At 65.4% G+C, this 23,401-nt stretch carries 29 protein-coding genes and 1 pseudogene; 19 read left to right on the plus strand and 11 right to left on the minus strand.

The window, feature by feature from the left end; all coding sequences use genetic code 11:
- Positions 1 to 18 precede the first annotated feature (18 nt).
- Positions 19 to 615, plus strand: a complete 597-nt coding sequence (gene thpR / locus EN786_RS17590; protein ID WP_127286664.1) for an RNA 2',3'-cyclic phosphodiesterase — start codon at positions 19 to 21, stop codon at positions 613 to 615.
- Here thpR and EN786_RS17595 read toward each other — a convergent pair.
- On the minus strand, positions 519 to 1,037 hold the full coding sequence (locus tag EN786_RS17595; RefSeq protein ID WP_127286667.1) for a low molecular weight protein-tyrosine-phosphatase: 519 nt from the start codon (positions 1,035 to 1,037) through the stop codon (positions 519 to 521). The genes thpR and EN786_RS17595 overlap by 97 nt on opposite strands.
- Before the next feature lie 107 nt (positions 1,038 to 1,144).
- Here EN786_RS17595 and EN786_RS17600 point away from each other — a divergent pair, with 107 nt between their 5' ends.
- The 4 genes from EN786_RS17600 (at position 1,145) to EN786_RS17615 (ending at position 2,903) form a co-directional block, all read left to right on the plus strand.
- Entirely contained in the window at positions 1,145 to 1,441 is a 297-nt protein-coding gene (locus tag EN786_RS17600; RefSeq protein ID WP_127286663.1) for a 4a-hydroxytetrahydrobiopterin dehydratase, read from the plus strand.
- A gap of 85 nt (positions 1,442 to 1,526) precedes the next feature.
- Positions 1,527 to 1,889: a YkvA family protein gene (locus EN786_RS17605; RefSeq protein WP_127286662.1), complete on the plus strand. Its 363-nt coding sequence runs from the start codon at positions 1,527 to 1,529 to the stop codon at positions 1,887 to 1,889.
- Between the two features lie 249 nt (positions 1,890 to 2,138).
- The gene (locus tag EN786_RS17610) at positions 2,139 to 2,642 is read left to right on the plus strand and encodes an invasion associated locus B family protein (protein ID WP_126057419.1); all 504 of its coding nucleotides are present in this window, start codon (positions 2,139 to 2,141) and stop codon (positions 2,640 to 2,642) included.
- Positions 2,643 to 2,654: 12 nt separating this feature from the next.
- Entirely contained in the window at positions 2,655 to 2,903 is a 249-nt protein-coding gene (locus EN786_RS17615) for a hypothetical protein (protein ID WP_127286661.1), read from the plus strand.
- 1 nt (position 2,904) lies between these two features.
- On the opposite strand, the pseudogene EN786_RS17620 reads toward EN786_RS17615, so the two are convergent.
- A pseudogene (locus EN786_RS17620) lies at positions 2,905 to 4,252 on the minus strand (chloride channel protein).
- A gap of 172 nt (positions 4,253 to 4,424) precedes the next feature.
- Positions 4,425 to 4,724 carry a hypothetical protein gene (locus tag EN786_RS17625; RefSeq protein ID WP_127286660.1) on the minus strand — a complete coding sequence of 100 codons (300 nt, stop codon included), beginning with the start codon at positions 4,722 to 4,724 and terminating at the stop codon, positions 4,425 to 4,427.
- 266 nt (positions 4,725 to 4,990) lie between these two features.
- On the opposite strand from EN786_RS17625, the gene rlmN reads away from it, so the two are divergent.
- Both rlmN and EN786_RS17635 read left to right on the plus strand, forming a co-directional pair.
- Positions 4,991 to 6,226: a 23S rRNA (adenine(2503)-C(2))-methyltransferase RlmN gene (gene rlmN, locus EN786_RS17630; RefSeq protein ID WP_127308925.1), complete on the plus strand. Its 1,236-nt coding sequence runs from the start codon at positions 4,991 to 4,993 to the stop codon at positions 6,224 to 6,226.
- Positions 6,223 to 6,699 (plus strand): hypothetical protein, encoded by a 477-nt coding sequence (locus EN786_RS17635; RefSeq protein ID WP_127283966.1) that lies wholly within the window; start codon positions 6,223 to 6,225, stop codon positions 6,697 to 6,699. Before rlmN ends, EN786_RS17635 begins: the two co-directional genes overlap by 4 nt.
- Here the strand turns inward: EN786_RS17635 and EN786_RS17640 are convergent.
- The gene (locus EN786_RS17640; RefSeq protein WP_127308924.1) at positions 6,671 to 7,312 is read right to left on the minus strand and encodes a LysE family translocator; all 642 of its coding nucleotides are present in this window, start codon (positions 7,310 to 7,312) and stop codon (positions 6,671 to 6,673) included. The genes EN786_RS17635 and EN786_RS17640 overlap by 29 nt on opposite strands.
- Before the next feature lie 185 nt (positions 7,313 to 7,497).
- Here EN786_RS17640 and EN786_RS17645 point away from each other — a divergent pair, with 185 nt between their 5' ends.
- From EN786_RS17645 to EN786_RS17655, 3 genes are all read left to right on the plus strand, one after another.
- The gene (locus tag EN786_RS17645) at positions 7,498 to 8,721 is read left to right on the plus strand and encodes an argininosuccinate synthase (RefSeq protein ID WP_127283964.1); all 1,224 of its coding nucleotides are present in this window, start codon (positions 7,498 to 7,500) and stop codon (positions 8,719 to 8,721) included.
- 188 nt (positions 8,722 to 8,909) lie between these two features.
- Positions 8,910 to 9,488 carry a hypothetical protein gene (locus tag EN786_RS17650; RefSeq protein ID WP_245478114.1) on the plus strand — a complete coding sequence of 193 codons (579 nt, stop codon included), beginning with the start codon at positions 8,910 to 8,912 and terminating at the stop codon, positions 9,486 to 9,488.
- A 167-nt stretch (positions 9,489 to 9,655) separates the two neighbouring features.
- Positions 9,656 to 10,123 carry a hypothetical protein gene (locus EN786_RS17655; RefSeq protein WP_127308930.1) on the plus strand — a complete coding sequence of 156 codons (468 nt, stop codon included), beginning with the start codon at positions 9,656 to 9,658 and terminating at the stop codon, positions 10,121 to 10,123.
- Positions 10,124 to 10,219: 96 nt separating this feature from the next.
- On the opposite strand, the gene EN786_RS17660 is transcribed toward EN786_RS17655, so the two are convergent.
- Entirely contained in the window at positions 10,220 to 11,017 is a 798-nt protein-coding gene (locus EN786_RS17660; protein ID WP_127283962.1) for a lytic transglycosylase domain-containing protein, read from the minus strand.
- Between the two features lie 163 nt (positions 11,018 to 11,180).
- Here EN786_RS17660 and EN786_RS17665 point away from each other — a divergent pair, with 163 nt between their 5' ends.
- The 8 genes from EN786_RS17665 (at position 11,181) to rpsP (ending at position 19,004) form a co-directional block, all read left to right on the plus strand.
- Positions 11,181 to 12,428: an NAD(P)/FAD-dependent oxidoreductase gene (locus tag EN786_RS17665; RefSeq protein WP_127283961.1), complete on the plus strand. Its 1,248-nt coding sequence runs from the start codon at positions 11,181 to 11,183 to the stop codon at positions 12,426 to 12,428.
- Positions 12,429 to 12,512: 84 nt separating this feature from the next.
- Positions 12,513 to 13,610, plus strand: coding sequence for a putative zinc-binding metallopeptidase (locus EN786_RS17670; protein WP_127308922.1), 1,098 nt, complete (start codon positions 12,513 to 12,515; stop codon positions 13,608 to 13,610).
- Positions 13,611 to 13,674: 64 nt separating this feature from the next.
- On the plus strand, positions 13,675 to 14,277 hold the full coding sequence (locus EN786_RS17675) for a DUF1236 domain-containing protein (protein ID WP_127283959.1): 603 nt from the start codon (positions 13,675 to 13,677) through the stop codon (positions 14,275 to 14,277).
- Positions 14,278 to 14,445: 168 nt separating this feature from the next.
- A complete protein-coding gene (locus EN786_RS17680; protein WP_127308921.1) occupies positions 14,446 to 15,387 on the plus strand; it encodes a type II CAAX endopeptidase family protein in 942 nt (313 codons plus the stop codon).
- Entirely contained in the window at positions 15,387 to 16,328 is a 942-nt protein-coding gene (locus tag EN786_RS17685; protein WP_127308920.1) for a glycosyltransferase, read from the plus strand. Before EN786_RS17680 ends, EN786_RS17685 begins: the two co-directional genes overlap by 1 nt.
- A gap of 280 nt (positions 16,329 to 16,608) precedes the next feature.
- Complete coding sequence (gene ffh / locus EN786_RS17690) at positions 16,609 to 18,219, plus strand: signal recognition particle protein (protein ID WP_127308919.1); 1,611 nt, start codon at positions 16,609 to 16,611, stop codon at positions 18,217 to 18,219.
- 7 nt (positions 18,220 to 18,226) lie between these two features.
- Positions 18,227 to 18,553: a chorismate mutase gene (locus tag EN786_RS17695; RefSeq protein ID WP_127283955.1), complete on the plus strand. Its 327-nt coding sequence runs from the start codon at positions 18,227 to 18,229 to the stop codon at positions 18,551 to 18,553.
- A 49-nt stretch (positions 18,554 to 18,602) separates the two neighbouring features.
- Positions 18,603 to 19,004 carry a 30S ribosomal protein S16 gene (gene rpsP, locus EN786_RS17700; RefSeq protein ID WP_127283954.1) on the plus strand — a complete coding sequence of 134 codons (402 nt, stop codon included), beginning with the start codon at positions 18,603 to 18,605 and terminating at the stop codon, positions 19,002 to 19,004.
- A 71-nt stretch (positions 19,005 to 19,075) separates the two neighbouring features.
- Here the strand turns inward: rpsP and EN786_RS17705 are convergent, their stop codons facing one another.
- The 6 genes from EN786_RS17705 to EN786_RS17730 form a co-directional block, all read right to left on the minus strand.
- Positions 19,076 to 19,339 (minus strand): glycine zipper domain-containing protein, encoded by a 264-nt coding sequence (locus tag EN786_RS17705; protein WP_126086823.1) that lies wholly within the window; start codon positions 19,337 to 19,339, stop codon positions 19,076 to 19,078.
- A 146-nt stretch (positions 19,340 to 19,485) separates the two neighbouring features.
- Positions 19,486 to 20,010 (minus strand): SRPBCC family protein, encoded by a 525-nt coding sequence (locus tag EN786_RS17710; protein ID WP_127308918.1) that lies wholly within the window; start codon positions 20,008 to 20,010, stop codon positions 19,486 to 19,488.
- 21 nt (positions 20,011 to 20,031) lie between these two features.
- A complete protein-coding gene (locus EN786_RS17715) occupies positions 20,032 to 20,442 on the minus strand; it encodes a DoxX family protein (protein WP_135908694.1) in 411 nt (136 codons plus the stop codon).
- A gap of 139 nt (positions 20,443 to 20,581) precedes the next feature.
- Positions 20,582 to 21,073: an SRPBCC domain-containing protein gene (locus EN786_RS17720; RefSeq protein WP_127308916.1), complete on the minus strand. Its 492-nt coding sequence runs from the start codon at positions 21,071 to 21,073 to the stop codon at positions 20,582 to 20,584.
- Between the two features lie 55 nt (positions 21,074 to 21,128).
- Positions 21,129 to 21,476: a metalloregulator ArsR/SmtB family transcription factor gene (locus EN786_RS17725; protein ID WP_127283949.1), complete on the minus strand. Its 348-nt coding sequence runs from the start codon at positions 21,474 to 21,476 to the stop codon at positions 21,129 to 21,131.
- Between the two features lie 139 nt (positions 21,477 to 21,615).
- Positions 21,616 to 22,521: a bestrophin family ion channel gene (locus tag EN786_RS17730; RefSeq protein WP_127308915.1), complete on the minus strand. Its 906-nt coding sequence runs from the start codon at positions 22,519 to 22,521 to the stop codon at positions 21,616 to 21,618.
- A 186-nt stretch (positions 22,522 to 22,707) separates the two neighbouring features.
- Here EN786_RS17730 and EN786_RS17735 point away from each other — a divergent pair, with 186 nt between their 5' ends.
- Positions 22,708 to 23,115 (plus strand): ACT domain-containing protein, encoded by a 408-nt coding sequence (locus EN786_RS17735; protein ID WP_127308914.1) that lies wholly within the window; start codon positions 22,708 to 22,710, stop codon positions 23,113 to 23,115.
- Positions 23,116 to 23,401 lie beyond the last annotated feature (286 nt).

The following is a 23,401-nucleotide window of genomic DNA, read 5'->3' on the forward strand; positions in this document are numbered from 1 at the left end:
GAGGACAGGAGGCTTGCCATGCCGCGTCTTTTCACCGCCCTCGAAATTCCGCGTGACGCCGCTCTTTCGCTGTCCCTGCTCCGGGGCGGCCTGCCCGGAGCCCGCTGGATCGACGTCGAAAACTACCATCTGACGCTGCGCTTCATCGGCGATGTCGAGGGCCATGTCGCCGACGAGATCGCCAACGCGCTGGACCGCGTCCACCGCCCGTCCTTCTCGCTGACGCTCTCCGGTGTCGGCGCCTTCGGCCAGAAGAAGCCGCACGCCGTATGGGCCGGCGTCGCCGTCTCGCCGGACCTGACCGCCCTGCAAGGCGAGATCGACCGCATCTGCCAGCGGCTCGGCCTGCCGGCCGATCCGCGCAAGTTCATGCCGCATGTGACGCTGGCGCGGCTGCGCAATTCAAGTCCGCTCGACGTTGCGCAGTATCTTTCGGCGCGCGGCAATTTCTCGGCGCTGCCCTTCCGCGTCGGCCGTTTCGTTTTGATGTCGTCGCGCGATTCGGTCGGCGGCGGCCCCTATATCGTCGAGGAAGCCTGGCCGCTGTCGGGCGCCGACGCGCGCGCTGCCAGCCGCTTCGCCAGCGCCTCCGACGCCTCGCGGATCATGCGATAGACCTCGGCGAACGCGTCCGGCCCGTCATAATAGGGGTCCGGCACCTCGCCCGCAGCGCCGTCGGCAAACTCAAGGAACAGGTGGATGCGCTCGCGCATCGCGGCGGGCGCGATCGCCTTGAGGTCGCGGACGTTCGCCCGGTCCATGCCGAGGATCACGTCGAAGCGGGAAAAATCCTCCGGCACCACCCTGCGCGCCCTTTGCCCGGAAATGTCGATGCCATGATGCGCCGCGATCGAGATCGAACGCGGATCGGGAGCGGAGCCGACCTCCCAGCCGCTGGTCGCGGCCGAATCGAGCATGATGGTTCGGCCCAGCCCGCGCTCGGCCAGCACGGCGCGCAACACGCCTTCGGCGAGAGGCGAGCGGCAGATATTGCCGAGGCAGACGAACAGGATGGAATTTATCGGCTTTGCGCTCATCGATCCGGCGCCGTTTTTGTGCATGTCATGTCCCAAAACTGCGACGCACTTGCGGACGACATGCATTATGGTGAGGGTCAAAATCCGAAATAGCACGGGACAAAGACATGACGAGAGAAAAACTGGGCAAGGACGCCGTCCTCGCCGCTTTGGCCGAACTCGGCGGCTGGTCGCTGGCCGAGGACGGCGCCTCGATCAGGCGCAGCTTCGGTTTCAAGAACTTTTCCGAGGCCTTCGCCTTCATGACCCGCGTCGCGCTCGCGGCGGAAAAGATGGACCATCACCCCGACTGGTCGAACGTCTACAAGACCGTGGACGTCACGCTGAACACGCATGATGCCGGCGGCGTCACCGCACTCGACATCGAGCTGGCCACGAAGATGAACCGCTATTTTGGCGGCTGAACTCTTGTGATGGGGGGGCGCTTTCACCACATTTTCCCCCGGCGGCCGTGCACCCAACCAAGCGCGCGGCGCCAAGGAGAAGAAGATGGCGCGGCAACCCGGTTTTGATTTCTTCGGCTTCGGCGACAAGCTCGCCGGCGAAGGTGAGGTGCGCGAAAAATTCTGGCGCACGGCCAAGAAGGCCGCCCGGCAGATCCCGTTCATGGAAGAGGTGGTCGCCGCCTATTACTGCGCCATGGACAAGGACACGCCGATGCGCGCCAAGGGCATCCTGCTCGCCTCGCTCGGCTATTTCGTGCTGCCGATCGATTTCATCCCCGATGTCATCTTCGGCCTCGGCTTCACCGACGACCTCGCCGTGCTGACCGCTGCGATCACCGCCGTCAGCGCCCACATCACGCCCGCGCACAGGCAGGCTGCCAGGGACGCGATCGCCGACAAGGACTGAGCCCGAACCGGCGCAAGCGCTTGTTTGAAAAGTCAAACTCTTGCCGCTTTCGTATCCTCCAAGTCGGCACAGGACGTCCCGCCTGCCGCCTTTGTGGCGACGGCGCGGGAATGGCGGCGGTTTCCTGGGGTGAGGGTCCTTTTCTTGAGGAAAATTCACCGTTTGGTAACCCTGATTAAATCAAAATGAAGCGACGGGCAGGACGCCGCAACGGCCTGCCGCCGCACCATTTGGAATACGGGAAAAACGATGCGTGGATTGATTGCTACAGTTTCCAGCCTGGTCCTGGTGGCCCTGGCGGCGCCCGCGCTGGCGCAGTCGGCGACCAAGATCGGCCAGCACAATGCCTGGGGGACCTACAGCTACCAGGCATCCGGCGGCAAGGTCTGCTACGTGCTCACCGTGCCGACCGACAAGCAGCCGGCGACACTCGACCATGGCGACATGTTCTTCTTCGTCAGCCAGCGGCCGGGCCAGCAGGTGTCCTACGAGCCGCAATTCATCGCCGGCTACAATTTCCAGGAAGGCTCCAAGGCCACCGTCACCATCGACAAGAAGACCTTCTCGATGTTCACCCGCGGCAAGTCGGCTTGGGTCGAGAACGCGGCGGAAGAGCCGGTGCTGATCGCCGCCATGAAGACCGGCACCGACATGAAGGTGCAGGCCAAGTCCGGTCGCGGCAACCCCACCTCCTATGTGTTCTCGCTGAAGGGCATTTCGGCCGCGCTGGCCTCGATCGCCAAGTGCAAATAGGCTGAGGCCCCCTTGACGGCGGACAGCGACATCGACCGCGCCATCATGCAAATGGTGATGGACCGCTGGCGGAAGACGGCCATGGTCCTCGCGAAGACCGAAGAGGCGCTTCGCAAGGCGGGCGTCCAGGTTTCCTGGGACGATATCGCCGGGCGACTGGAAGCTCTCGACGCGCGCGGCGACATTGAAAGCCAGGGAGACCTGACGCTCTGGCACAACAGCGAGGTCCGCCTCCCGCAAGTGAAAGCGGAAGAACGATAGCTCAGCCCGGCGCGGGCATCGTCTCCGTTCTGCGCCGCCGGATCGCCTCGGCGATGAAGACGCGCGACAGCGCATGATAGAGCGGCTCGTTGGAGATCAGCCTCGCCGTGCCGTAGCCCAGCATCGCTGCGCACATCAGCGCGATGACATTGTCGTGGTTGCCGGTCATCTCGAGGATGATGACGAAGGCCGTCATCGGCGCCTGCACGACACCGGCGAAATAACCGGCCATCGAGCAGCGCCGCCGTGCCGGTGGCCGTGCCGAAGACCAGGCCGAGCGTGCTGCCCAGCCCCGCGCCCACCGCCAGCGACGGTGCGAAGAGACCGCCCGGAATGCCCGATACCATCGACAAGAGGCCGGCGGCGAATTTTTCCACGAAGAAGAGGGCCGGCAGCTGCGTGCCTTCGATCGCGCCGCGCGCCTGCGCATAGCCGGTGCCGAAGGTCAGCCCGCCGGACGCGACGCCGATCACCGCCACGGCGAACCCGCAGACGGCCGCCACCACCAGCGCGCGCGGCAGCGGCTGCAGCGCGTTCCAGCGCCGGATGCGGCGCATGACCTTCAGCGCAAGCAGCGAGAACAGCGCGCCGACACCGCCGCCGATGATGCCGCAGGCAAGCACCAGCGGCCAGTCGGTGGCAAACGCCACCGTGTCCTTGGCGACGCCGAAATAGGTGTAGTTGCCGAGCAGCCCCAGCGAGGCGAGGCCGGCCAGGATCACCGCCGTCAGCACCAGCCCGTTGGTGCGCGCCTCATAGGCCCGGCCCATTTCCTCGATGGCAAAGACGATGCCGGCAAGCGGCGTGTTGAACGCGGCGGCGATGCCGGCGGCGGAGCCGGCCAGGATCAGCCCGCGCGCCTGCGCCATGCCGCCCCAGCGCGCCGCCTGCAGCATCAGCGAGGCGCCGACCTGCACCGTCGGACCCTCGCGGCCGATCGAGGCGCCGCAGGCGAGGCCGACGACGGTGAGCGCGATCTTGCCCGCCACCAGCCTGAGCGACAGGATGCGGCTGCGGTCATCCTCGTCGCGCAGATGCCGCGCTGCGATCGCCTGCGGAATGCCGCTGCCTTGCGACCCCGGGAAGAAGGAATGCGCGACCCAGGCGCAAAGTACGAAACCGAGCGGCGTCACCACGAGCGGCAGATAGAAGCGCCAGCCGCCCTCATTGCCGGTCATGATATGGAACAGAGCCTGCGCGCGGTCGGCAAGCAGCGCGAACAGGACGCTGATCAGGCCGATCGAGATGGCGCCGGCCCAGAAGACGAGACGCGGCTGCCAGACGCGCCGCGACACCCACATGGCGTGCGAACGCCGCAGCAAGCGGTATTTTCGGGATATGCCGGCCATGACGAACCTCGTGGTGACAGGCCCGGCCTAGCATAATGACGGAGCCGATCAACCCGGGCGGCGAGTCCGACGCTATGCGGCACCGCATCGGAACGGGGTTCAAGGAGATGTGATCGGAATACCCGCCGGCGCACCGGCCGGCGGGAAGGTCGGCGTGCGTGCTTGGCGATGTTCACATCGCCATTTTCTCACACTCGGCCTGGGCCTTCTTGGTCGACGTGTCGATCATGTAGGCTTTGCCCTTGGCGTCGGTCATCATCATCATGCAGTGCTTGATCGGCTTCGCCATCTTCATCATCTCGGCGCTCATCTTGGCGTCCGGCACCATCGTGCCCATATGGCCGTCGGGCGTGATCGCCGTTACCTGGCCGGCCTTCATCATGGTCATCGTTCCCATCGTGTCTTCGGCAAATGCCTGTGCCGCGGAAAGGCCGAGGAGGCCGGCGATGACAACAAGCTTGATCGATTGCATTCCGCATACTCCCATTTTGCAGGGGCACAGTTGCCCCTTTCAGGGTTCGCGAAGGCGCCTTGGGTCGTTACGCCAACACGAATATGTGATCGATTTGCGCAGTGCGAGGGATGCGGCGCCGCCTCACGGCGGTCGAGCGAATGATGACACGACTGGCAAGGTCGCGCCCGCCCCGCATGACTCCGCTCCGAACCTGTGCTATGCGCCGCGCTTCATTTCGGGCACGATACTGAAATCGGCCGCAAACCGCTTATATTGGCGCAACCATGACCCTTTCACTTGATCTTACCGCCGAAGGCGCGCGCGACGCCTTGCGTGCCCGCGCCACGCCGGCCGAAAAGCCGACGCTGATCGGCCTCACCCGGACCGAGCTCGGCGCCGCCCTCGTCGAGGCCGGCATCGTGCCGGAGCGCCAGGCGAAAATGCGCGCCCAGCAGCTCTGGCACTGGATGTATGTGCGCGGCGTCTCCGACTTTTCCGGCATGTTCAACATCTCCAAGGACCTGCGCGCCGAACTCGACAGGCATTTCACCGTCGCGCGGCCCGAGATCGTCGAGGAGCAGATCTCCGCCGACGGTACCCGCAAATGGCTGTTCCGCTTTCCGCCGCGCGGCGCCGGCCGCCCGGTCGAGATCGAGACCGTCTATATCCCCGAGGAAGGCCGTGGCACGCTCTGCATCTCCTCGCAGGTCGGCTGCACGCTGACCTGCTCGTTCTGCCACACAGGCACGCAGAAGCTGGTGCGCAACCTGACCACGGAAGAAATCCTGGCGCAGCTGCTCACCGCCCGCGACCGGCTCGGCGACTTCCCAGACCGCGACACGCCCGACGGCGCCATCGTGCCCGCAGAAGGACGTAAGGTCTCCAACATCGTCATGATGGGGATGGGCGAGCCGCTCTACAATTTCGAGGCGGTGAAGAAGGCGCTGTTGATCGCCTCCGATGGCGACGGCCTGTCACTGTCGAAGCGCCGGATCACGCTGTCGACCTCCGGCGTCGTGCCGGAAATCTTCCGCACCGGCGAGGAGATCGGCGTCATGCTGGCGATCTCGCTGCATGCCACCAATGACGATCTGCGCGACCTTTTGGTGCCGATCAACAAGAAGTATCCGCTGAAGGAGCTGATCGCCGCCTGCCGCGCCTATCCCGGCCTCTCCAACGCAAGGCGCATCACCTTCGAATATGTGATGCTGAAGGACGTCAACGATTCCCTCGACGACGCCAAGGCGCTGGTCAAGCTCTTGAAGGGCATCCCGGCCAAGATCAATCTGATCCCGTTCAACCCGTGGCCGGGCACCAACTACCAGTGCTCGGACTGGGAGACGATCGAGAAGTTCGCCGACTACATCAACAATGCCGGCTACGCCTCGCCGATCCGCACCCCGCGCGGCCGCGACATCCTCGCCGCCTGCGGTCAGCTGAAGTCGGAATCGGAACGCATGCGCAAGGTCGACCGGCTGGCGCTGGAAGCGATGATGATCGCCGGGCACGGCGAGGCGTGAGCCGCTTCGTCGCCTACCTCATCCGCTTCGCTGTCATCCTGGTCGGCTACATCGCCGCCTCGTTGGCGGCCAGCGCCTTCCTCAACATCCTGTTCCTGGGCTCGCTCGGCTATACGCCCGACCAGGCCCACCCGACGGCGACCGCCTCGCTCTATTTCTCGATCCCCGTCGTGGCGTTGTTCGTCGCCTATTTCGCCTTCATGCCGGCGGCGGTCGTCATCGTCGCCGCCGAGATCCTCGGACGGCGCGACTGGCTGTTCTATGCGATCGCCGGCGGCGGCGTCGCCGCGGCCTTCCTCGGTTTCGTCCGCCAGAGCGGCGATCCCGACTTCGTCATCACCGATACCAGCGCCATCCTGGCGGTGATCGGCTCCGGCATGGTCGGTGGCATCTTCTACTGGCTCGCCGCCGGTCGCTGGGCCGGCAGCTGGCGCGAGACCCAGCCTATTTCGCCTGGGCCGTCAGGATCTTGAGCGCGAAGGCCGAGAACACGCCGCCGAACAGATAGTCGACCACCCGCATCACGCGGGGGCTTGCCTTCATCGCCGCCGAAAATCTTTCCGCCGCCAGCACCATTGGCACCACCACAGGCGTCGACAGCACGATGAACATGACGCCGAGGAAGAACAGCTTTCCGGGCGCGTTCGGGTCGTGCGCGGAGACGAACTGCGGCAAAAACGTCATGAAGAACATGATGATCTTCGGGTTGAGCAAATTGACGCCGAGCCCGGCCGCCCAGCTGCGGAACAGCGAGATACGCGGGCCGGCCTTCTTCTCCGGCGAGAAGGCCGAGCCCTTGCTGACCGCTTGCCACGCCAGAAAGACCAGATAGCCGGCGCCGAAGATTTTCAGGACGAAAAAGGCCATCGGCGAGGCGACGATCAGCGCCGAGACCCCGACCGCCACCAGTGTGGTGTGGATCAGCGTGCCGCAGAGCGCCCCTGCCATCGAGGCAAAACCGGTGGCGCGGCCATGGCTCAGCGTCCTCGACACGAACAGCGTCATGTCGGGCCCCGGCGTGATCGCCAGGATCACCGTGGCGATGGCGAACTGGATCAGCGTCGTTGCGTCGGGAAGGAAGGACATCGGTCGCGCGCGCCCCAGAGAAGGATTGCGGAGCCTATAATGCAGCCATTTCAGCTTCGCCAGCGGCTGACCGGCGCGGCGTCTGGTCCAGCCCTTGCTGGCATCAAAGGCCGGTTCGTCTCTTGCGCAGCCCGGAAACGCCGTGATACCTCGCCCGCGAAACCTTTCCCGCGGAACCGCCAAAAATGTCCAAGACCAAAAGCGTGAAGAAAGTCGTGCTCGCCTATTCCGGCGGCCTCGACACCTCCATCATCCTGAAATGGCTGCAGACCGAGCTCGGTGCCGAAGTCGTCACCTTCACCGCCGACCTAGGCCAGGGCGGCGAGCTGGAGCCGGCCCGCCGCAAGGCCGAGCTGATGGGCATCAAGGACATCCGCATCGTCGACGTGCGCGAGGAATTCGTCGCCGACTTCGTCTTCCCGATGTTCCGCGCCAATGCCGTCTATGAAGGCACCTACCTGCTCGGCACCTCGATCGCCCGGCCGCTGATCTCCAAGCACCTCGTCGAGATCGCAAAGGAAACCGGCGCCGACGCGATTGCCCACGGCGCTACCGGCAAGGGCAACGACCAGGTCCGTTTCGAGCTGTCGGCTTACGCGCTTAACCCCGACATCAAGGTCATCGCGCCGTGGCGCGACTGGTCCTTCAAGTCGCGCACCGACCTGCTGAACTTCGCCGAACAGCACCAGATTCCCGTGCCGAAGGACAAGCGCGGCGATGCGCCGTTCTCGGTCGACGCCAACCTGCTGCACTCCTCCTCGGAGGGCAAGGTGCTGGAGGATCCGTGGACGGAACCGCCGGAATTCGTCCACCAGCGCACCGTCTCGCCGATGGACGCGCCGGACAAGGTCACCGAGATCGAGATCGAGTTCCTCAAGGGCGACCCGATTGCGCTGAACGGCAAGAAGCTGTCGCCGGCGACGATGCTGGCCGCGCTCAACGACCTCGGCCGCGACAACGGCATCGGCCGGCTCGACCTCGTCGAGAACCGCTTCGTCGGCATGAAATCGCGCGGCGTCTACGAAACGCCCGGCGGCACCATCCTTATCGCCGCCCACCGCGCCATCGAATCGATCACGCTCGACCGCGGTGCCGCCCACCTCAAGGACGAGTTCATGCCGCGCTATGCCGAGCTGATCTACAACGGCTTCTGGTTCTCGCCGGAGCGGCTGATGCTGCAGGCGATGATCGACAAGAGCCAGGAGGATGTCGAAGGCACTGTGCGGCTGAAGCTCTACAAGGGCAATGTGATGGTCACCGGCCGCAAGTCGAAGAAGACGCTCTATTCCGACGCGCTGGTCACCTTCGAGGACGACCGCGGCGCCTACGACCAGAAGGACGCCGCCGGCTTCATCCGCCTCAATGCGCTCCGGCTGAGGACGCTCGCGGCGCGCACGCGCAAGGGCTGACATAGTTGCTGCGGGACGCTGTGCCGGTCCCCGCGAAGGCAGAAACGACCAAGAAACCCGGTGGACACGCCGGGTTTTTTATTTCCATCTCCTAATATAAGGGAAATAAGAGCGACCGGACTAAGTTCCCGTTTGACCTTTCGGCAGCTTCATCTAAGTTCCGCCGCGGGATCGGCGGGGTTTTGACAGTGAAAAAAGCTATTTCTGTTCTGCTTGCGACGGCTATCGCTTTCGCGGCGTGCCAGGCCTCACAGGCCGCGAAGCGTGAGGCCAAGCCGGATCTGGACGGCTGCATAGCCGAAGCCCGCGCATGGAACATCACGCTCAAGCACGATATCGCCGGTTTCATGGGTGTGTCGCTGGAGCGCATGCCGGCCCTGTTCTGCGAACGCCTTGCCGCCGGCGTGCGCAGCGGCCGCATCACCTATTCCGATGTCAACAACCTGCAGCTCGACCAGCCGACCGAAATCTGGATGGTCCTCAAGGGCAAGCCAAAGCCGGCTGCGGTTACGAAAACCCCGGCGCCGCGGACGTCCAACTTCCGTAATTGCACCGGGAGAGACGGCATCTTCCAGGTTCCCGCCTCCCGGAAATGCCCGCCGGGCGGCTACGGGCATTTCGAGCAGCCGTCCCAAAGGGAGATTAAGGCCAGGTCAAGCGTGGCCACCTCAGCGCCGCGGAACGCCAGATTCCATACCTGCTCAAATGTTTTCACCGGCACCTTCGAGGTTCCCGCTTCCCGGAAATGCCCCTTGGGCGGCGGCTAATCGTAAGTTGCCGGAGTCCCGCTGGAGATCGAGGGCAGGCCAAGGGCGGCTCCTCCGCCCCTTCCAGGTTCCCGATTCCCAGAAATGCCCATTGAGCGGCTACGCGCATTATTGAGACCGAGTGATTGGGCTTCGAGCCTGATCCTAGCTATGGAGGGACTTCGACGATGAAGAACGGTATTTTTCTCTTGCTTTCAGCGGCAGTCATCTTCGGCGGATGCCAGTCCTCGCAAGCCCTGGCGGCACCGACGTCCAAGTTCCGTACCTGCAGCGGATTTGACGGCCCCTTCCAGGTTCCCGTTTCCCGGAAATGTCCGGTGAGCGGCTATGCGCATTCCGACGAACCGACCAAAATGGACACCAAGGGCAGGTCAAAGGCGGCTACGGCGCCGCGGTCGTCCAAGTTCCGTACCTGCAGCGGATTTGACGGCCCCTTCCAGGTTCCCCTTTCCCGGAAATGCCCGGTGAGCGGCTATGCGCATTCCGACGAGCCGACCAAAATGGACACTAAAGCCAGCTCAAAGGCGGCTACGGCGCCGCGGTCGTCCAAATTCCGCAACTGCAGCGGCATTGACGGCAGCTTCCAGGTTCCGATTTCCCAGAAATGCCCGTTGAGCGGCTACGCGCATTACTGAGAGCGTATCTGGTCGTTCCGAGCGTCTGGGCTTCACCTGCTCCATAAACAAAAAGCCCGGCACATGGCCGGGCTTTTCTGTCGAGTGGAGATGGCATCAATTGCCGTCGATCGCTTCCGCGATGCGGGCAATGGCCTGCTGGTAGACGCTGGCCGAGTTCCAGCCGGCAATGGCGCCCATATTGGCCTGATAGCTCGCGCCGGCCCGCCAGCCATGGCCCTTGAGGTAGTTGGCGGTGGAAGCGAGCGCGGTATTCCTGTCGCGCAGGTTGCCGTTGCCGACGCCGTACTTCAGGACGTTTCCGGGCAGGAACTGCGTGTGGCCGATTTCGCCATGCATGGCGCCCACGGAAGCTGAGGTCAACGTTCCGCGATCGACCAGCTTCAGCGCCGCAATGGCATGCGGGTAGAAATAGTCCGGGCGGCGGCAGTCATAGGTAAGCGTCAAAATGGCGGACACCGTGTTCTGGTTGCCCATGGAGGCGCCGAAGCCGGTCTCCATGCCCCAGATGGCGAGCAGCACGCCGGGCGGCACGCCGTAGGTCGATTCGATCTTGTCGAACAGCGCCGCGTTCGACTTCTTCAGCGAACGGCCCTTTGAAATGATCGCGGCCCCGCCGCGGCGCTTCATGAAATCTTCCACCGAGCCGCTGAACGCCTTGTGGATGGCGCGGTCGGCGGAGATGGTCCTTGTCGCGTAGGTCGCGCCTGCTAGAGCGGCCAGACCCCTCGAACCGACACCTTCGGCCTGGGCCTGTGCGGCAAAGTCCTGCTTCCAGGCGTCGAAGCCGGCGCTGTTCTTGCCACAGCTGCCAGCCGCCTGCGCGCCCGTCGCCAGCGCAAGCACTGCCATCACCGCGGCCGCAAAAATCTTTCCCTTGGCAAGAAATGCCATCTCGTTCTCTCCTGATTGCCTGAATCACGTCCCGGTTGCGAATTTGCCAGTGAAACGCCCGGTTGTCACCGCCCCCGCGGCTGCACTGGTTGCTCGATGCTGGCGAATGAAGCGGAATTTGCCTACGATCAAGTATTTATTGTGGCGGAGGGGCTCGATACATATGGATGATGTTGATGTTGTGATCATCGGCGCCGGCTCGGCCGGGCTCTCAGCCGCGAAAACCCTGCGCGCCGCTGGCGTCTCCTTCAAGCTATTGGAAGCGATGGACCGCATCGGCGGCCGCGCCTGGACCAGCGACCGGCATTTCGGCGTCCCCTTCGACATTGGCTGCGCCTGGCTGCATGCCGCGGACCGCAATCCCTATTTTCCCGAGGCGCAGGCCGCCGGGTGGACGCTGCACCATCACGATATGAACGTCGACCATCTTTACTACCGCCAGCGCAAGGCGAGCGAGGCGGAAGAGGCCGAGATGAAGGCCGCCGACGCGCGGCTGTTCGAGCTGCTCGCCACGCATAAGGTCGAGGAAGGCGACGACGACCGGCTTTCGGCGCTGCTCGCCAAGGGCCAGGCGCCGCGCGCCGCAGCCACCTTTGCCGGTCCGATGGATTTCGGCGCCGACGAGGACGAGATCTCGATCCGCGATTTCCAGGCCGCCGCCGACCTCGACCCGAACTATTTCAGCAAGGAAGGGTTCGGCGCGCTGGTCGCGCGTTTCGGCGCCGACGTGCCGGTCGAGCTGTCGACCCCGGTGCGCCGGATCTTCTGGAACGGACCGGATGTCGCCTGCGTCACCGATCGCGGCACCGTTCGCGCCAGGGCGGTCATCGTCACCGCCTCGCCGGCCGTGCTCGCCTTCGAGGAGATCGCCTTCTCGCCGGCCCTTCCCGACGCGCATTTTTCCGCCTTCTTCGATCTGCCGATGGGCATGCTGACCAAACTGCCGGTCGAGGTAAGCGCAACCAGGCTCGGCCTGCAACCCTTCGACGACCTGCTGATCGAGCGGCTGGCCAGGCACGACATCTATTTCCTCTGCTTTCCCTTCGACCTCGATCTGATGGTCGGCTTCGTCGGCGGCGACTTCGCCTGGGAGATGTCGGCGGCCGGCGAGGCGGCGGGCATCGACTTCGTCGTCGACCGGCTGTGCGACATTTTCGGCGCCGACACCCGCAAGCATGTCGGGCGCGCCATGATGACCAACTGGGGCGGCGAGCGCTACGTGCGCGGCGCCTATGCCGCGGCGCGGCCCGGGCGGTCGGAGGCGCGCGCCACGCTGATGCAGCCGGTGGCGGACAAGATCTTCTTCGCCGGCGAGCATCTGGCGGGACCGCTGATCCAGACCTGCGGCGGCGCCCGGCTGTCGGGCGAGAGCGTGGCGCGGCAGGTGGCGGCCGTGCTTGCGGCCAAATAGCGCTGGAACGCCTGGTCGCGACCGGGCGTTTGGGTGGGGCGCGATCCCGCCCTATATGCGGGCGCTGATGGGTTTGAGTGCAAGATGAAGCTGTTCGACTGCCCGCATTGCGGCCACCGCCTCTATTTCGAGAACGCCCAGTGCCTGAACTGCGCCAGCCTCGTGCTTTACGATCCGCAGCTGTCGCGTTTCACGCTGTCGGACGTTGATGGCGCCTACCACTGCACCAATGCCGACGAATGCGCCTGCAACTGGCGGACGGAGCCAGGCCAGGCCTTTTGCCGCGCCTGCTCGTTGAACCAGCTCATTCCGAATCTGTCCGTCGACGGCAACCGCCGGCGCTGGATCCGCGTCGAGGCTGCCAAGAAACGCGCCATCTATTCGCTGCTCGCCTTCGGCCTGCCGGTCGCGCCCAAGCAGGGCCCCGGCGACGAGGCCGGCCTTGCCTTCGATTTCCTTGCCGATCCGATCGGCGGCGGCCCCGGCGGCGAGCGCATCCTCACCGGCCACGACAATGGCCTGATCACGCTCAACGTCGCCGAGGCGGATTCGGCCGAACGCGAGCGACGGCGTGTCGCGATGGGCGAGAACTATCGCACGCTGCTCGGCCATTTCCGCCACGAGCTCGGCCATTATTATTGGGACCGGCTGATCCGTGACGACCCGCAAAGGCTTGCCGCTTTCCGCGCCCTGTTCGGCGACGAGCGCGCCGGCTACGAACAGGCGCTGACGGCCTACTATGCCAATGGCGCGGCGCCTGACTGGCAGCAGGCTCACATCTCGGCCTATGCAACGTCGCATCCATGGGAGGATTGGGCAGAGACCTTCGCGCACTATCTGCACATCACCGACACGCTGGAGATGGTGCATGCGCTGAACTTTCCGCTCGGCCGGCTGGAGACGGTCGATGCCGACGCCCTGCCGCGCAGCGACACCGGCGGCGAGCTGCTGGCGGCGCCCGCGGAGCCAAGGCACGAACCCGAGCCTTTCGAAAGGATCCTTGACCGCTGGCTGGTGCTGTCGGAAGCATCCAACTCGATCAACCGCTGCATGGGCCTGCCCGACCTCTACCCCTTCGTCATCTCGGGCGTGACGGCGCACAAGCTCGGCTTCGTCCATGCACTGCTGGCCGGCCTGCCGCAAGAAAACGGAACAATTCGTGAGCCGGCAGAAGCATTTTAGCCGGAACGCATAAGGCTCGGCTTCGTTTTCGTCCGCGAGGGAGCATGAAAACGGAGTGAAATCCATGAAAACCTTACTGTTTCCCGCCATCGCTGGAGCGCTCGTCGCCATGTCGGGTGCGGCCCTGGCCGAAACCGCGGTTTCGGCCGTCACAGACCTCAACGTGCGCGCCGGTCCCGGCCCGCAATATCCGGTCATCGGCGTGCTGGCCGCCGGCCAGTCGGCGACGCTCCAGGGCTGTATCGCCAACAGCAAATGGTGCACCATCGCCGAGGCCAACGGCCAGGGCTGGGTCTATTCCGACTATGTGACGGCCGATTTCGGCGGCAACGCTGTCGTGCTGACACGGCGCCCGGCCGATGCCGGCATTGCCGTCGTCGAGGCGCCGACCGACGAACTCTACTCGGACAGCTATACCGGCGCCATCGTGTCGGGCGACGAGCCACTCGATCCGATCGCGCGGCCGCCGGCCGAAGTCGGCACCTATGTCAGCACGCACCGGCTCGATCCGGTCTATCTCGACGGCGAGGTGGTGACCGGCGCGACCCTGCCCGACAGCGTCGAGCTGCGCGAAATCCCCGATTACGACTACCGCTATGTCTATGTGAACAACCAGCCGGCGCTGGTCGATCCCGGCACGCGGCGCATCGTCTACGTCATGCGCTGACAAATGCCGACAGCAAGCGGCCGCCTGCCGGCGGCCGCTTGCCCCTCTTCACAGATGCGAAACCACGAGCCCAAGCCGTGGCGAGGATGATTGCGCGCAAAGCGCCGATCCCATAGATCAGGCGGACCCGGACGCGTTCGGCGCTTGCGTTCGGCTGAGGGAAACCGCGTGATCATCGACAAAGCCGCGTTCGAGCGCTACCGGCGCTCGCCGAACGCCAGGACAACCCCGCTCCGGCTCCTGTTTGGAACCGCCATCGTCGTGCTGTTCTGGATGGCGACGACCCTGGCGGTGCTGCTCGGCGGCACCTATGCCTTTGTCGTCTGGCGGGCTTCGATCGGCGGCACGGCAGCCGGTGGCCCGGTCCAAAACTTCCTGGCCTCGCCCGAGGGCATCCTCACCGCCCTGGTCTCCTTCGCCGGCATCTGGATCGGCCTCTGGTTTGCCATGCGCTTCGTGCATCGTGAGCCGCTCGCGGCGCTGGTCGGGGACAGCAGCCGCGTTTCCTGGCCGGGCTTCCTCAAGGGTCTGATCGCGGTGCTGATCACCTCGCTTTTCTCTGAAATCCTGCTTTACTGGCTGCAGCCCGAGATCGCGCGCGGCGCCATCGGCCTGTCGACCTGGCTGCTTTTCCTGGTCCCGATTGTGCTGCTCGCATTGCTGCAGACCTCGTCCGAGGAGGCGCTGTTTCGCGGCTATCTCCTGCGCGGCCTCGCCAACCGGTTCAGCAACCCGCTGATCTGGGCAGGGCTGCCGCTGCTACTGTTCAGCGCGCTGCACTGGGGCGCGAGCTCGACGCTCGCCATCAATGCCTGCGTGCTGGTCTCGATCGCCAGCTTCGCGCTGGTGCTGACGCTTCTGGTCTACGCCACCGGCAATCTGGGCGTGGCCTTCGGCGCCCATCTCGGCAACAATCTGACCGGCTTCCTGCTGATCTCGCATCAGGAAAGCTACAATTCCTTCGCCCTGTTCAACGCCAAGCCGCTGGAGGGTCCCGGTTGGACCGGGTTCGATGCGGTCCTCATCGCGGCGATCGGCATCGTCAGCAGCCTGCTGACGGCAGTGCTTCTGCTGCACCCGCGCTCGCCGCTAAGGGTCAGGCCGGCCTGATGCGCGTCACGCTGGTGGTGGAAGGGGCGATCCCCTGCAAAGGCTATGGTGGCACGGAACGCCAGGTCGACTGGCTGGCGACGGAACTGGCGCGGCTCGGGCACAGGGTGGTCCTCATCGCCGCGCCCGGCTCCAGCCATCCACTTTGCGAGGTGCGGCCGGCGGCGTCGCGGGCCGAGTGCCGCGCTGCCATCCCCCGGGATACCGACATCGTCCATTTCAACGGCCGGTATATCGAGGTGCCCTTTGCGACCCTCAACACCGAGCACGGTTTTACGCCCCAGTCCCCGAGGTTGCACCCGAACTGGAGCTTCGTCAGCGCCAGCCACGCCCGCAACCATGGCCGCGAGACCTTCGTCCATAACGGCTTTCCGGTCGACGAGTACCGGCTCGCGGCGACAAAGAGCGACCGCCTGCTGTTCCTCGCCGGCATCGCCCGCGCCGGCAAGAACCTCAACCGCGCCGTCGACCTTGCCAAGGCATTCGATTTCGCGCTCGACATTGCCGGCGGCTCGCGCTGGCGCCTGCTGACGCGCAGCCAGGTGCGGCGCCAGGGCGTCTTCTTCAAGAGCCTTGGCGGCCGCTATCGCTTTCACGGCATCGTCGGCGGCGGCGAAAAACTGCGCCTGCTAGGCGAGGCAAAAGCCTTCCTCAATCCGATCGCCTGGGAAGAGCCGTTCGGCATGGCGCCTGTCGAGGCGATGCTGTGCGGAACGCCGGTGCTGACGACATCGCGCGGCGCCCTGCCGGAGATCGTCGACGCCGACACCGGGCGCCTTTTCGAGACGGATGCCGAGTTCGCGCAGGCTTTCGCCAATATCGCCGCGCTTTCACCCCAACGGTGCCGCGAGTCCGCCGCCGACCGGTTTCCCATGTCGAGGACAGCAAAGGGCTATCTCGACCTCTATGCGCGCATCCTCGACGGCGAAAGCCTGCCCTGAGCACGGGCCGGGCGCGACGTTTTGGCCGTTGAACCGGCCTCAGCCTTGACTCAGCGGGCGATTTCCTGTCTAGACCTGCACGAATTCCGCGACGAGTTTCCCTCGCGAAGCCGACCAGGACGCCGAAGCCTCTTTGAGGCAGAAGCTGTAAAGAGATCCTGGAGGCCAACACCCGGCAGCGCAATGCGCCCCCGGGTGCTTTTTGGCTTTGGGCTTTGCTTGGCGACCCGGCGCGAACGCACTACCTCTCGGTCGAACCCACCGAGATCAAGGACCGCAGATGTTTGAATCCCTTCAGGAGCGTCTTGGCTCCATCCTGAATGGCCTGACCGGCCGCGGCACGCTGTCCGAAGCGGATGTCTCGGCGGCGTTGCGCGAGGTGCGCCGCGCGCTGCTCGAGGCCGACGTGGCGCTGGAAGTGGTGCGTTCCTTCATCGACAGGGTGCGTGAGAAGGCCGTCGGCGCCGCGGTGCTGAAGTCGATCAAGCCCGGCCAGATGGTCGTCAAGATCGTCCATGACGAGCTGGTCGAGATGCTGGGCGCCGAAGGCGTCGCCGTCGATCTCAACGCGCCGGCGCCCGTCGTCGTCATGATGGTCGGCTTGCAGGGCTCCGGCAAGACGACGACCTCGGCCAAGATCGCCAAGCGCCTGACCGAGCGCCAGAACAAGAAGGTCCTGATGGCCTCGCTCGACACGCGGCGCCCTGCCGCGCAGGAGCAGTTGCGCCAGCTCGGCGAGCAGACCAAGGTCGCCACGCTGCCGATCATCGCCGGCCAGAGCCCGGTCGACATCGCCCGGCGCGCCGTGCAGGCCGCCAAGCTAGGCGGCCACGACGTCGTCATCCTGGACACCGCCGGCCGTACCCATATCGACGAGCCGCTGATGGTCGAGATGGCCGACATCAAGAAGGTGTCGTCGCCGCACGAGATCCTGCTGGTCGCCGATTCGCTGACCGGTCAGGACGCCGTCAACCTGGCGAAAAGCTTCGACGAGCGCGTCGGCATCACCGGCCTGGTGCTGACCCGCATGGACGGCGACGGCCGCGGCGGCGCGGCGCTCTCGATGCGCGCCGTCACCGGCAAGCCGATCAAGCTGATCGGCACCGGCGAAAAGATGGACGGGTTGGAGGAATTCCACCCCAAACGCATCGCCGACCGCATCCTCGGCATGGGCGACATCGTCAGCCTGGTCGAGAAGGCCGCCGAGAACATCGACGCCGAGCAGGCGGCGGCGATGGCCAGGAAGATGCAGTCGGGCAAGTTCGACCTCAACGACCTGGCCCAGCAGCTTCAGCAGATGTCGAAAATGGGCGGCATGGGCGGCATCATGGGCATGATGCCCGGCATGGGCAAGATGAAGGACCAGATGGCCGCGGCCGGCCTCGACGACAGGATGTTCGGCCGGCAGCTCGCCATCATCTCCTCGATGACCAAGGCCGAGCGCGCCAATCCAGACATCCTCAAGCACTCGCGCAAGAAGCGCATCGCCGCCGGCTCCGGCACCGACGCGGCCGAGATCAACAAGCTGTTGAAGATGCATCGCGGCATGGCCGACATGATGAAGGCGATGGGCGGCAAGGGCAAAGGCGGTGGCCTGATGCGCGGCATGATGGGCGGCCTCGCCTCGAAAATGGGCCTTGGCGGCATGATGCCGGGCGGCCCCGGAGGCCTAATGGGCGGCGGTATGCCGGACCTCTCCAAGATGGATCCCAAGCAGCTCGAAGCCTTGCAGAAGCAGGCGCAGGCGGCCGGTCTCGGCAAAGGTTTGCCGGGCGGGTTGCCCGGCGGTCTTCCCGGCGGCGGTCTGCCTGGTCTTCCCGGCGGCATGAAGCTGCCTGGCCTTCCGGGCCTCGGTGGCGGCGGCCTGCCGGGCCTTGGCAAGAAGAAGTGAGGGCACCATGAACGAAGACAAGGACATGGCCGACGCTCGCAACATCCTGGCCGGCTACCGCGCATCGATCGACAATATCGACGCGGCCCTCATCCACATGCTGGCCGAGCGCTTCCGCTGCACCAAGGCGGTGGGCGTGCTGAAGGCCGAGCATGGCCTGCCGCCGGCCGATCCGGCGCGCGAGCAGCAGCAGATCGCCCGCCTTCGCCAACTGGCGAAGGATGCGCATCTCGACCCCGATTTCGCGGAAAAATTCCTCAACTTCGTCGTCCGCGAAGTGATCCGTCATCACGAACAGATCGCCGCATCCAACGGCGTGACGAAAACCGGTTGAAACCCAACCCAGACCATCAAACGAAATCAGAGCTTTTTAGGAGAAAACAATGGCACTGAAGATCAGACTGGCCCGCGCGGGCTCGAAGAAGCGTCCTTACTACCACGTCGTCGTCGCCGACGCGCGTTCGCCGCGCGACGGCCGTTTCATCGAGTCGCTCGGCTCGTGGAACCCGCTGCTGCCGAAGGACGGCGAGCGCGTCAAGGTTGATGCCGAGCGCGTTAAGCACTGGCTCTCGCACGGCGCCCAGCCGACCGACCGCGTTCTGCGCTTCCTCGACGAGGCCGGCCTTGCCAAGCGTCCGGCCCGCTCGAACCCGCAGAAGGCCGAGCCGGGCAAGAAGGCGCAGGAGCGCGCCGCCCTGCTGAAGAAGGCGCAGGAAGATGCCGCCGCCGCTGTTGCCGCGGCAGCCGCCGCGCCGGCCGAGGCGGAAGCCGCCACGGCCGAGTAATCCGGCCCGAATCGGTTAACGAAAACGGCGGGCTTTGCCCGCCGTTCTTGTTTCAGGCGTCCCGGAAGGAATCAGTAGCCTTGCGGGCAACGGGCGATGTAGACGCGCCCGTAGCGATCGCGGTAGCGGCAGCGGTCCGGTTCGCTGGCACGACCGATCAGCGCGCCCGCGACGGCGCCGACGGCACCACCGACCACAGCGCCTTCCACCGGGTCATTTGCCACGGCGGCACCTACGGCCGCGCCGCCCAGGCCGCCGACTGCGGCACCCTTTTCCGTCTGCGAGCAGGCACCGAGTGCCGTCGCCAACGCCAGGATGATCATCGCTTTCTTCATTGTCGTTCCTCTCACACGCCGTCCTCGCCGCCATGCCGTTAACTCTCGGACGGCTAATTTGATCCCGAGGACATCGAAGATTGCCGATGCCAGCGCCGGCGCAGGGCTCCTCACCTCACCTGGATATCATTGAAATTATTGTCGTTTTACGGTTCGGTCGCGCGCTTCAGATTGCCGAGCCCGGTCTCGAAATCCTTGCCGATCAGCGTGTCGAAATTCATGAACAGGCCCATCAGCTTGGCGACGAACGGCCGGCCGCCGCGCATCGCCCAGGTGACCGTCGTGGTTTCGCCGGACGGCGTCAGGGTGAAGTCGACTCTGTTGCTGGCCCGAAACGGCTTCTCGAAATCGAGCTTCAGCGCCACCAGCGACGACGGAACCGAGCTGGTGATCTCCATCCGCCCGACGCCTGCCTTGCCGTTGCCTTCCCAGGCATAGGCGGCGCCCTTGCCGCTTTCGGCGCCGGACAGCGTGCGCTTCATGTCCGGGTCGAGTTTTTCGTAAGGCGACCATTCGGGCCAGCGCCTGAAGTCGTTGATCAGTGGAAAGATCGCTTCCGACGGCGCCGCGATGCTGGCCGAGCGGCTGACGACGAAATCGTTCGGCCGGGTCGCGGCATAGATGAGCACGGCGGCGATTATGACCAGGATGATGACGACGGCTGTAAGCATTGTGCCTATCCTTCCAATGGCTTAGCGGGTGAACGAAAGCAGGGCGCGCACCCTCGGGTCGCGCAGCAACAGACCGCCCCACAGGATGATGCCGAGATAGACGCCGAACAGTATGTGCGAGAACAGTGGGCTGCCGATGCGCACATGGGTGGCGATGGCGCTACCCATATAGGCGGTGAGCAGGATGGCCCCGAGCACCGAAGTGCGCGGCAGCGCATAGAGCGCGGTCGAGACCAGCCCGATGACGCCGAGCAGGCGCGCGGAATTGGGATCGGCTGGCCAGCCGAGCTGCGTCATGGTCTGGGTGACGATATCCATGGGCGGCAGCTTGATGACGCCGTCGAAGATCATGAACAGCACGATGATGGCGCTGAGCGCGCGGCCGGTCCACAGGGCGCCCGACGAGACGGGCGCGGTTTGCGTAATGATCATTGACGTTTCCTCCTGGTATCCTGGGCGCTGGCCATCCTTGCCAGGGCTCGAACCAAGGACGCCGGACAGGTCGACGATCCGACACGTCCCGGTATCTTTTTCGCAAACGGCGCGCGGGCGCGCGTGATCACACCCTCGTTCAGAGTGTCTTGAGATAGGCTTCCAGCCGCGCGTAGCTCGCCATGACCATCTGGCCGAAGCCCATCTTCACCGCCATGTCGCGGGCAGCGATCGAATTGGCGCGGATGTTGGCGACGATCCGCGTCTTGCCGCCGGCATCCTCGAACAGGATGGTCGTCACCATGTTGGGCGGCGGCAGAGTGTCCTGCCACTGGCCGCGGTCGAGTGGCGCGTCGCGATAGACGATCCGCTCCGGCGGAGCGATTTCCAGATAGACGCTGTTGGTCGGATACTCGCTGCCGTCGGCAAAGCGCATGGTCAGGCGGAATTGCCCGCCCGGCCGCACATCCATCTCGCAGACCGGATAGGTCGAGCCTTCCGGTCCCCAGAACCGCACCAGATGGTATGGATCGGTGAACAGCTTGAACATCAGCGCGCGAGGCGCATCGAAGGTCCGGGTGATGATGATCACCGGGTCATCGGCTGGTGTGTCGATGCTCTGATCCGTCACGTTTCCCTCTCTGGATTGTGCTGCCGCGCGTCGAGCGCAAACTGGTTAGCCGGCTTCAATTTCGGCCTCCGCCGGGCTCTCCGGCCTGCAGACCCTGCAGATAGGTCTCCAGCCGGTCGAAGCGGGCGTCCCACAGCGCGCGATAGGACTCCAGCCATTCGTCGATCTCGCGCAATGGTTCCGGCTGCAAGCGGCGCGGCCGAAACTGGGCGTCGCGGCCGCGCGCCACCAGGCCAGCGCGCTCGAGCACCTTGAGGTGCTTCGACACCGCCGGAAAGCTCATGGCAAACGGCTCGGCCAGCTGCGTGACCGAGGCCTCGCCGAGCGCCAGCCGCGCCAGGATGGCGCGCCGGGTCGGGTCGGCAAGCGCCGCGAGGGTCAGGCTGAGGCTATCCGTCGTCATGTTTATTGAACCAGATGGTTATATAACCTTTTGGTTCCATACGAGAGGCCGCCGGCCGAGTCAAGCGGCGCGGTATCGAGGGGAGCGCGGGCAGCGCCCCATCCGGCTCGCAAACCGGACGGCAAGGCTCCTGGTGGCCTCAGGAGAAGTAGAAACGTTCGGCCGGGATCATCTTCGGCGCCGGCTCGCCGAGCGCCTCGAACACCGAGATTTCGCAGACGCGGCAAAGGCCATCGAGCGCAAGGTCGTTGGGCTGGGTGCCGAACGGATCCTCGAGCTCTTCCGACAGCGCGTCGAGGCCGAAGAAGGTGTAGGCGATCAGCGCCGTGAACAGCGGCGTCGCCCAGCCGGCGGGCGCGGCCAGCCCGAACGGCAGCAGCAGGCAGAAGACGTAGGCGGTGCGCTGCAGGAGCAGCGTGTAGGCGAAGGGCAGCGGCGTTCCGGCGATGCGCTCGCAGCCGGCCTGCGCCGAGGCGATCTCCGACAGGCGCTCGTCGAGGATGCGGTAGCCGATCGTATCGATGGCGCCGGACTTGCGCAGCCCGGCAACGCGCGCGCCCATGCGGCGCAGCATGGCGTCGGGGGAATTGACGGCCTTGGCCACCGCTTCGACCTCATCGCCGATGAAGCCGCGCGCGTCCGGCGCAGCGTCCACCCGCCTGAGCGACCCGCGCAGGAAATGGCAGAACGCGATCGCCTCCATCAACAGGCCGCGCAGGTCGGCCCGGTCATCGATCAGGCCGGTCGAGGCGCGCGCCAGGTTGCGGATGTCGAAGACGAGCTGGCCCCACAGCTTGCGCGCCTCCCACCAGCGGTCGTAGGCGGCGTTGTTGCGGAAGCCGAGATAGATCGACAGCGCCACGCCGAGCAGGGCGAAGGGTGCGGTGCCGGCATTGCCGAAGTCGAGCTTGAGGGCTCTTACGACCAGCAGCACAAGCGCGCCATAGGCGGCAAAGCCGAAGATCTGCGGCAAGATGCGCGGCACTACCGAGCCGCGCATGATGAAGAACAGATGCAGGAAGCGCGGACGCGGGCGGACGATCATCAAAACCCCCAGACGGACCGGTTGCGATCCCGATGCCCTATTGTGCTATGCACCGGCAAGGCAAGCTCGGCCGCCAGCGACATTTCCGTGTCGCCCGGGTTGGCACTACCGGTGCTCATCCGGCCGGTCTAATGACGAGGGTGGACCCGCGAGACTGGCGACCGCGCGCCGCCCGAGGGAGGAAAGATGACCGGCGAAACCGATCTGCAAAGATTGTTGGCGTCGATGACGCCGCACCTGCTTCCCGATGTCCACGTCTTCGCAACGCTGGCGCCGGGCGCGGCCATGCCGGAAGGCCTCGATCCGGTCATGAGCTTTCGCGAGCAGGAAGGCCTTACGCTGATCGTGAAGGAGGACCAGGCGAGAGCGGCCGGCGTCGACGGCATCTTCCGCTGCCGGATGATCACGCTGAACATCCATTCCTCGCTGGAAGCCGTCGGCTTCCTCGCCGCCATCACCGCGCGCCTGGCCTCGGCCGGCATGGGCGTCAATCCGGTCTCGGCCTTTTACCACGACCATCTGTTCGTCCCGGCGGATCGGGCGGAGGAGGCGATGGCGATGTTGATGGAATTGGCGGAGCAAAATCGGTTGTGATGCCGGCTCTCCGCCGCCTGCTTGAGATGCCGGTGCCGCCCCTCATCCCCCTGCCGGGACCTTCTCCCCGTGAACGGGGAGAAGGAAGCTACCCGGCCGAAGGCCCAGCCCGCGACTGCGGGCCGCCGGGTCGTCCGGCGCCCCCGCGGAGGGCCAGCCGCGGCAGCGGCGGTGCGGCCCGTGAGCGATAATCAACCGGCCGCAGGCCGAGCCCGCGACCGCGGGCCGCCGGTCGTCCGGCGCGCCCGCGCAGGGCCAGCCGCGGCAGCGGCGGTGCGGCCCGTGA

It is taken from the genome of Mesorhizobium sp. M4B.F.Ca.ET.143.01.1.1 (genome assembly GCF_004792275.1).
Classification (GTDB): Bacteria; Pseudomonadota; Alphaproteobacteria; order Rhizobiales; family Rhizobiaceae; genus Mesorhizobium; species Mesorhizobium abyssinicae.

Bases quoted from the DNA above. Each gene is read 5' to 3' on its own strand.
- EN786_RS17595 (WP_127286667.1), bottom strand. From the start codon at position 1,037: ATGAGCGCAAAGCCGATAAATTCCATCCTGTTCGTCTGCCTCGGCAAT.
- EN786_RS17715 (WP_135908694.1), bottom strand. From the start codon at position 20,442: ATGATCATTACGCAAACCGCGCCCGTCTCGTCGGGCGCCCTGTGGACC.
- rlmN (WP_127308925.1), top strand. From the start codon at position 4,991: ATGACCCTTTCACTTGATCTTACCGCCGAAGGCGCGCGCGACGCCTTG.
- EN786_RS17655 (WP_127308930.1), top strand. From the start codon at position 9,656: ATGAAGAACGGTATTTTTCTCTTGCTTTCAGCGGCAGTCATCTTCGGC.
- thpR (WP_127286664.1), top strand. From the start codon at position 19: ATGCCGCGTCTTTTCACCGCCCTCGAAATTCCGCGTGACGCCGCTCTT.
- EN786_RS17685 (WP_127308920.1), top strand. From the start codon at position 15,387: ATGCGCGTCACGCTGGTGGTGGAAGGGGCGATCCCCTGCAAAGGCTAT.
- EN786_RS17735 (WP_127308914.1), top strand. From the start codon at position 22,708: ATGACCGGCGAAACCGATCTGCAAAGATTGTTGGCGTCGATGACGCCG.
- EN786_RS17665 (WP_127283961.1), top strand. From the start codon at position 11,181: ATGGATGATGTTGATGTTGTGATCATCGGCGCCGGCTCGGCCGGGCTC.
- EN786_RS17600 (WP_127286663.1), top strand. From the start codon at position 1,145: ATGACGAGAGAAAAACTGGGCAAGGACGCCGTCCTCGCCGCTTTGGCC.
- EN786_RS17605 (WP_127286662.1), top strand. From the start codon at position 1,527: ATGGCGCGGCAACCCGGTTTTGATTTCTTCGGCTTCGGCGACAAGCTC.
- EN786_RS17645 (WP_127283964.1), top strand. From the start codon at position 7,498: ATGTCCAAGACCAAAAGCGTGAAGAAAGTCGTGCTCGCCTATTCCGGC.
- EN786_RS17675 (WP_127283959.1), top strand. From the start codon at position 13,675: ATGAAAACCTTACTGTTTCCCGCCATCGCTGGAGCGCTCGTCGCCATG.
- EN786_RS17625 (WP_127286660.1), bottom strand. From the start codon at position 4,724: ATGCAATCGATCAAGCTTGTTGTCATCGCCGGCCTCCTCGGCCTTTCC.
- EN786_RS17640 (WP_127308924.1), bottom strand. From the start codon at position 7,312: ATGTCCTTCCTTCCCGACGCAACGACGCTGATCCAGTTCGCCATCGCC.
- EN786_RS17610 (WP_126057419.1), top strand. From the start codon at position 2,139: ATGCGTGGATTGATTGCTACAGTTTCCAGCCTGGTCCTGGTGGCCCTG.
- EN786_RS17695 (WP_127283955.1), top strand. From the start codon at position 18,227: ATGAACGAAGACAAGGACATGGCCGACGCTCGCAACATCCTGGCCGGC.
- EN786_RS17705 (WP_126086823.1), bottom strand. From the start codon at position 19,339: ATGAAGAAAGCGATGATCATCCTGGCGTTGGCGACGGCACTCGGTGCC.
- EN786_RS17725 (WP_127283949.1), bottom strand. From the start codon at position 21,476: ATGACGACGGATAGCCTCAGCCTGACCCTCGCGGCGCTTGCCGACCCG.
- rpsP (WP_127283954.1), top strand. From the start codon at position 18,603: ATGGCACTGAAGATCAGACTGGCCCGCGCGGGCTCGAAGAAGCGTCCT.
- EN786_RS17710 (WP_127308918.1), bottom strand. From the start codon at position 20,010: ATGCTTACAGCCGTCGTCATCATCCTGGTCATAATCGCCGCCGTGCTC.
- EN786_RS17730 (WP_127308915.1), bottom strand. From the start codon at position 22,521: ATGATCGTCCGCCCGCGTCCGCGCTTCCTGCATCTGTTCTTCATCATG.
- ffh (WP_127308919.1), top strand. From the start codon at position 16,609: ATGTTTGAATCCCTTCAGGAGCGTCTTGGCTCCATCCTGAATGGCCTG.
- EN786_RS17670 (WP_127308922.1), top strand. From the start codon at position 12,513: ATGAAGCTGTTCGACTGCCCGCATTGCGGCCACCGCCTCTATTTCGAG.
- EN786_RS17660 (WP_127283962.1), bottom strand. From the start codon at position 11,017: ATGGCATTTCTTGCCAAGGGAAAGATTTTTGCGGCCGCGGTGATGGCA.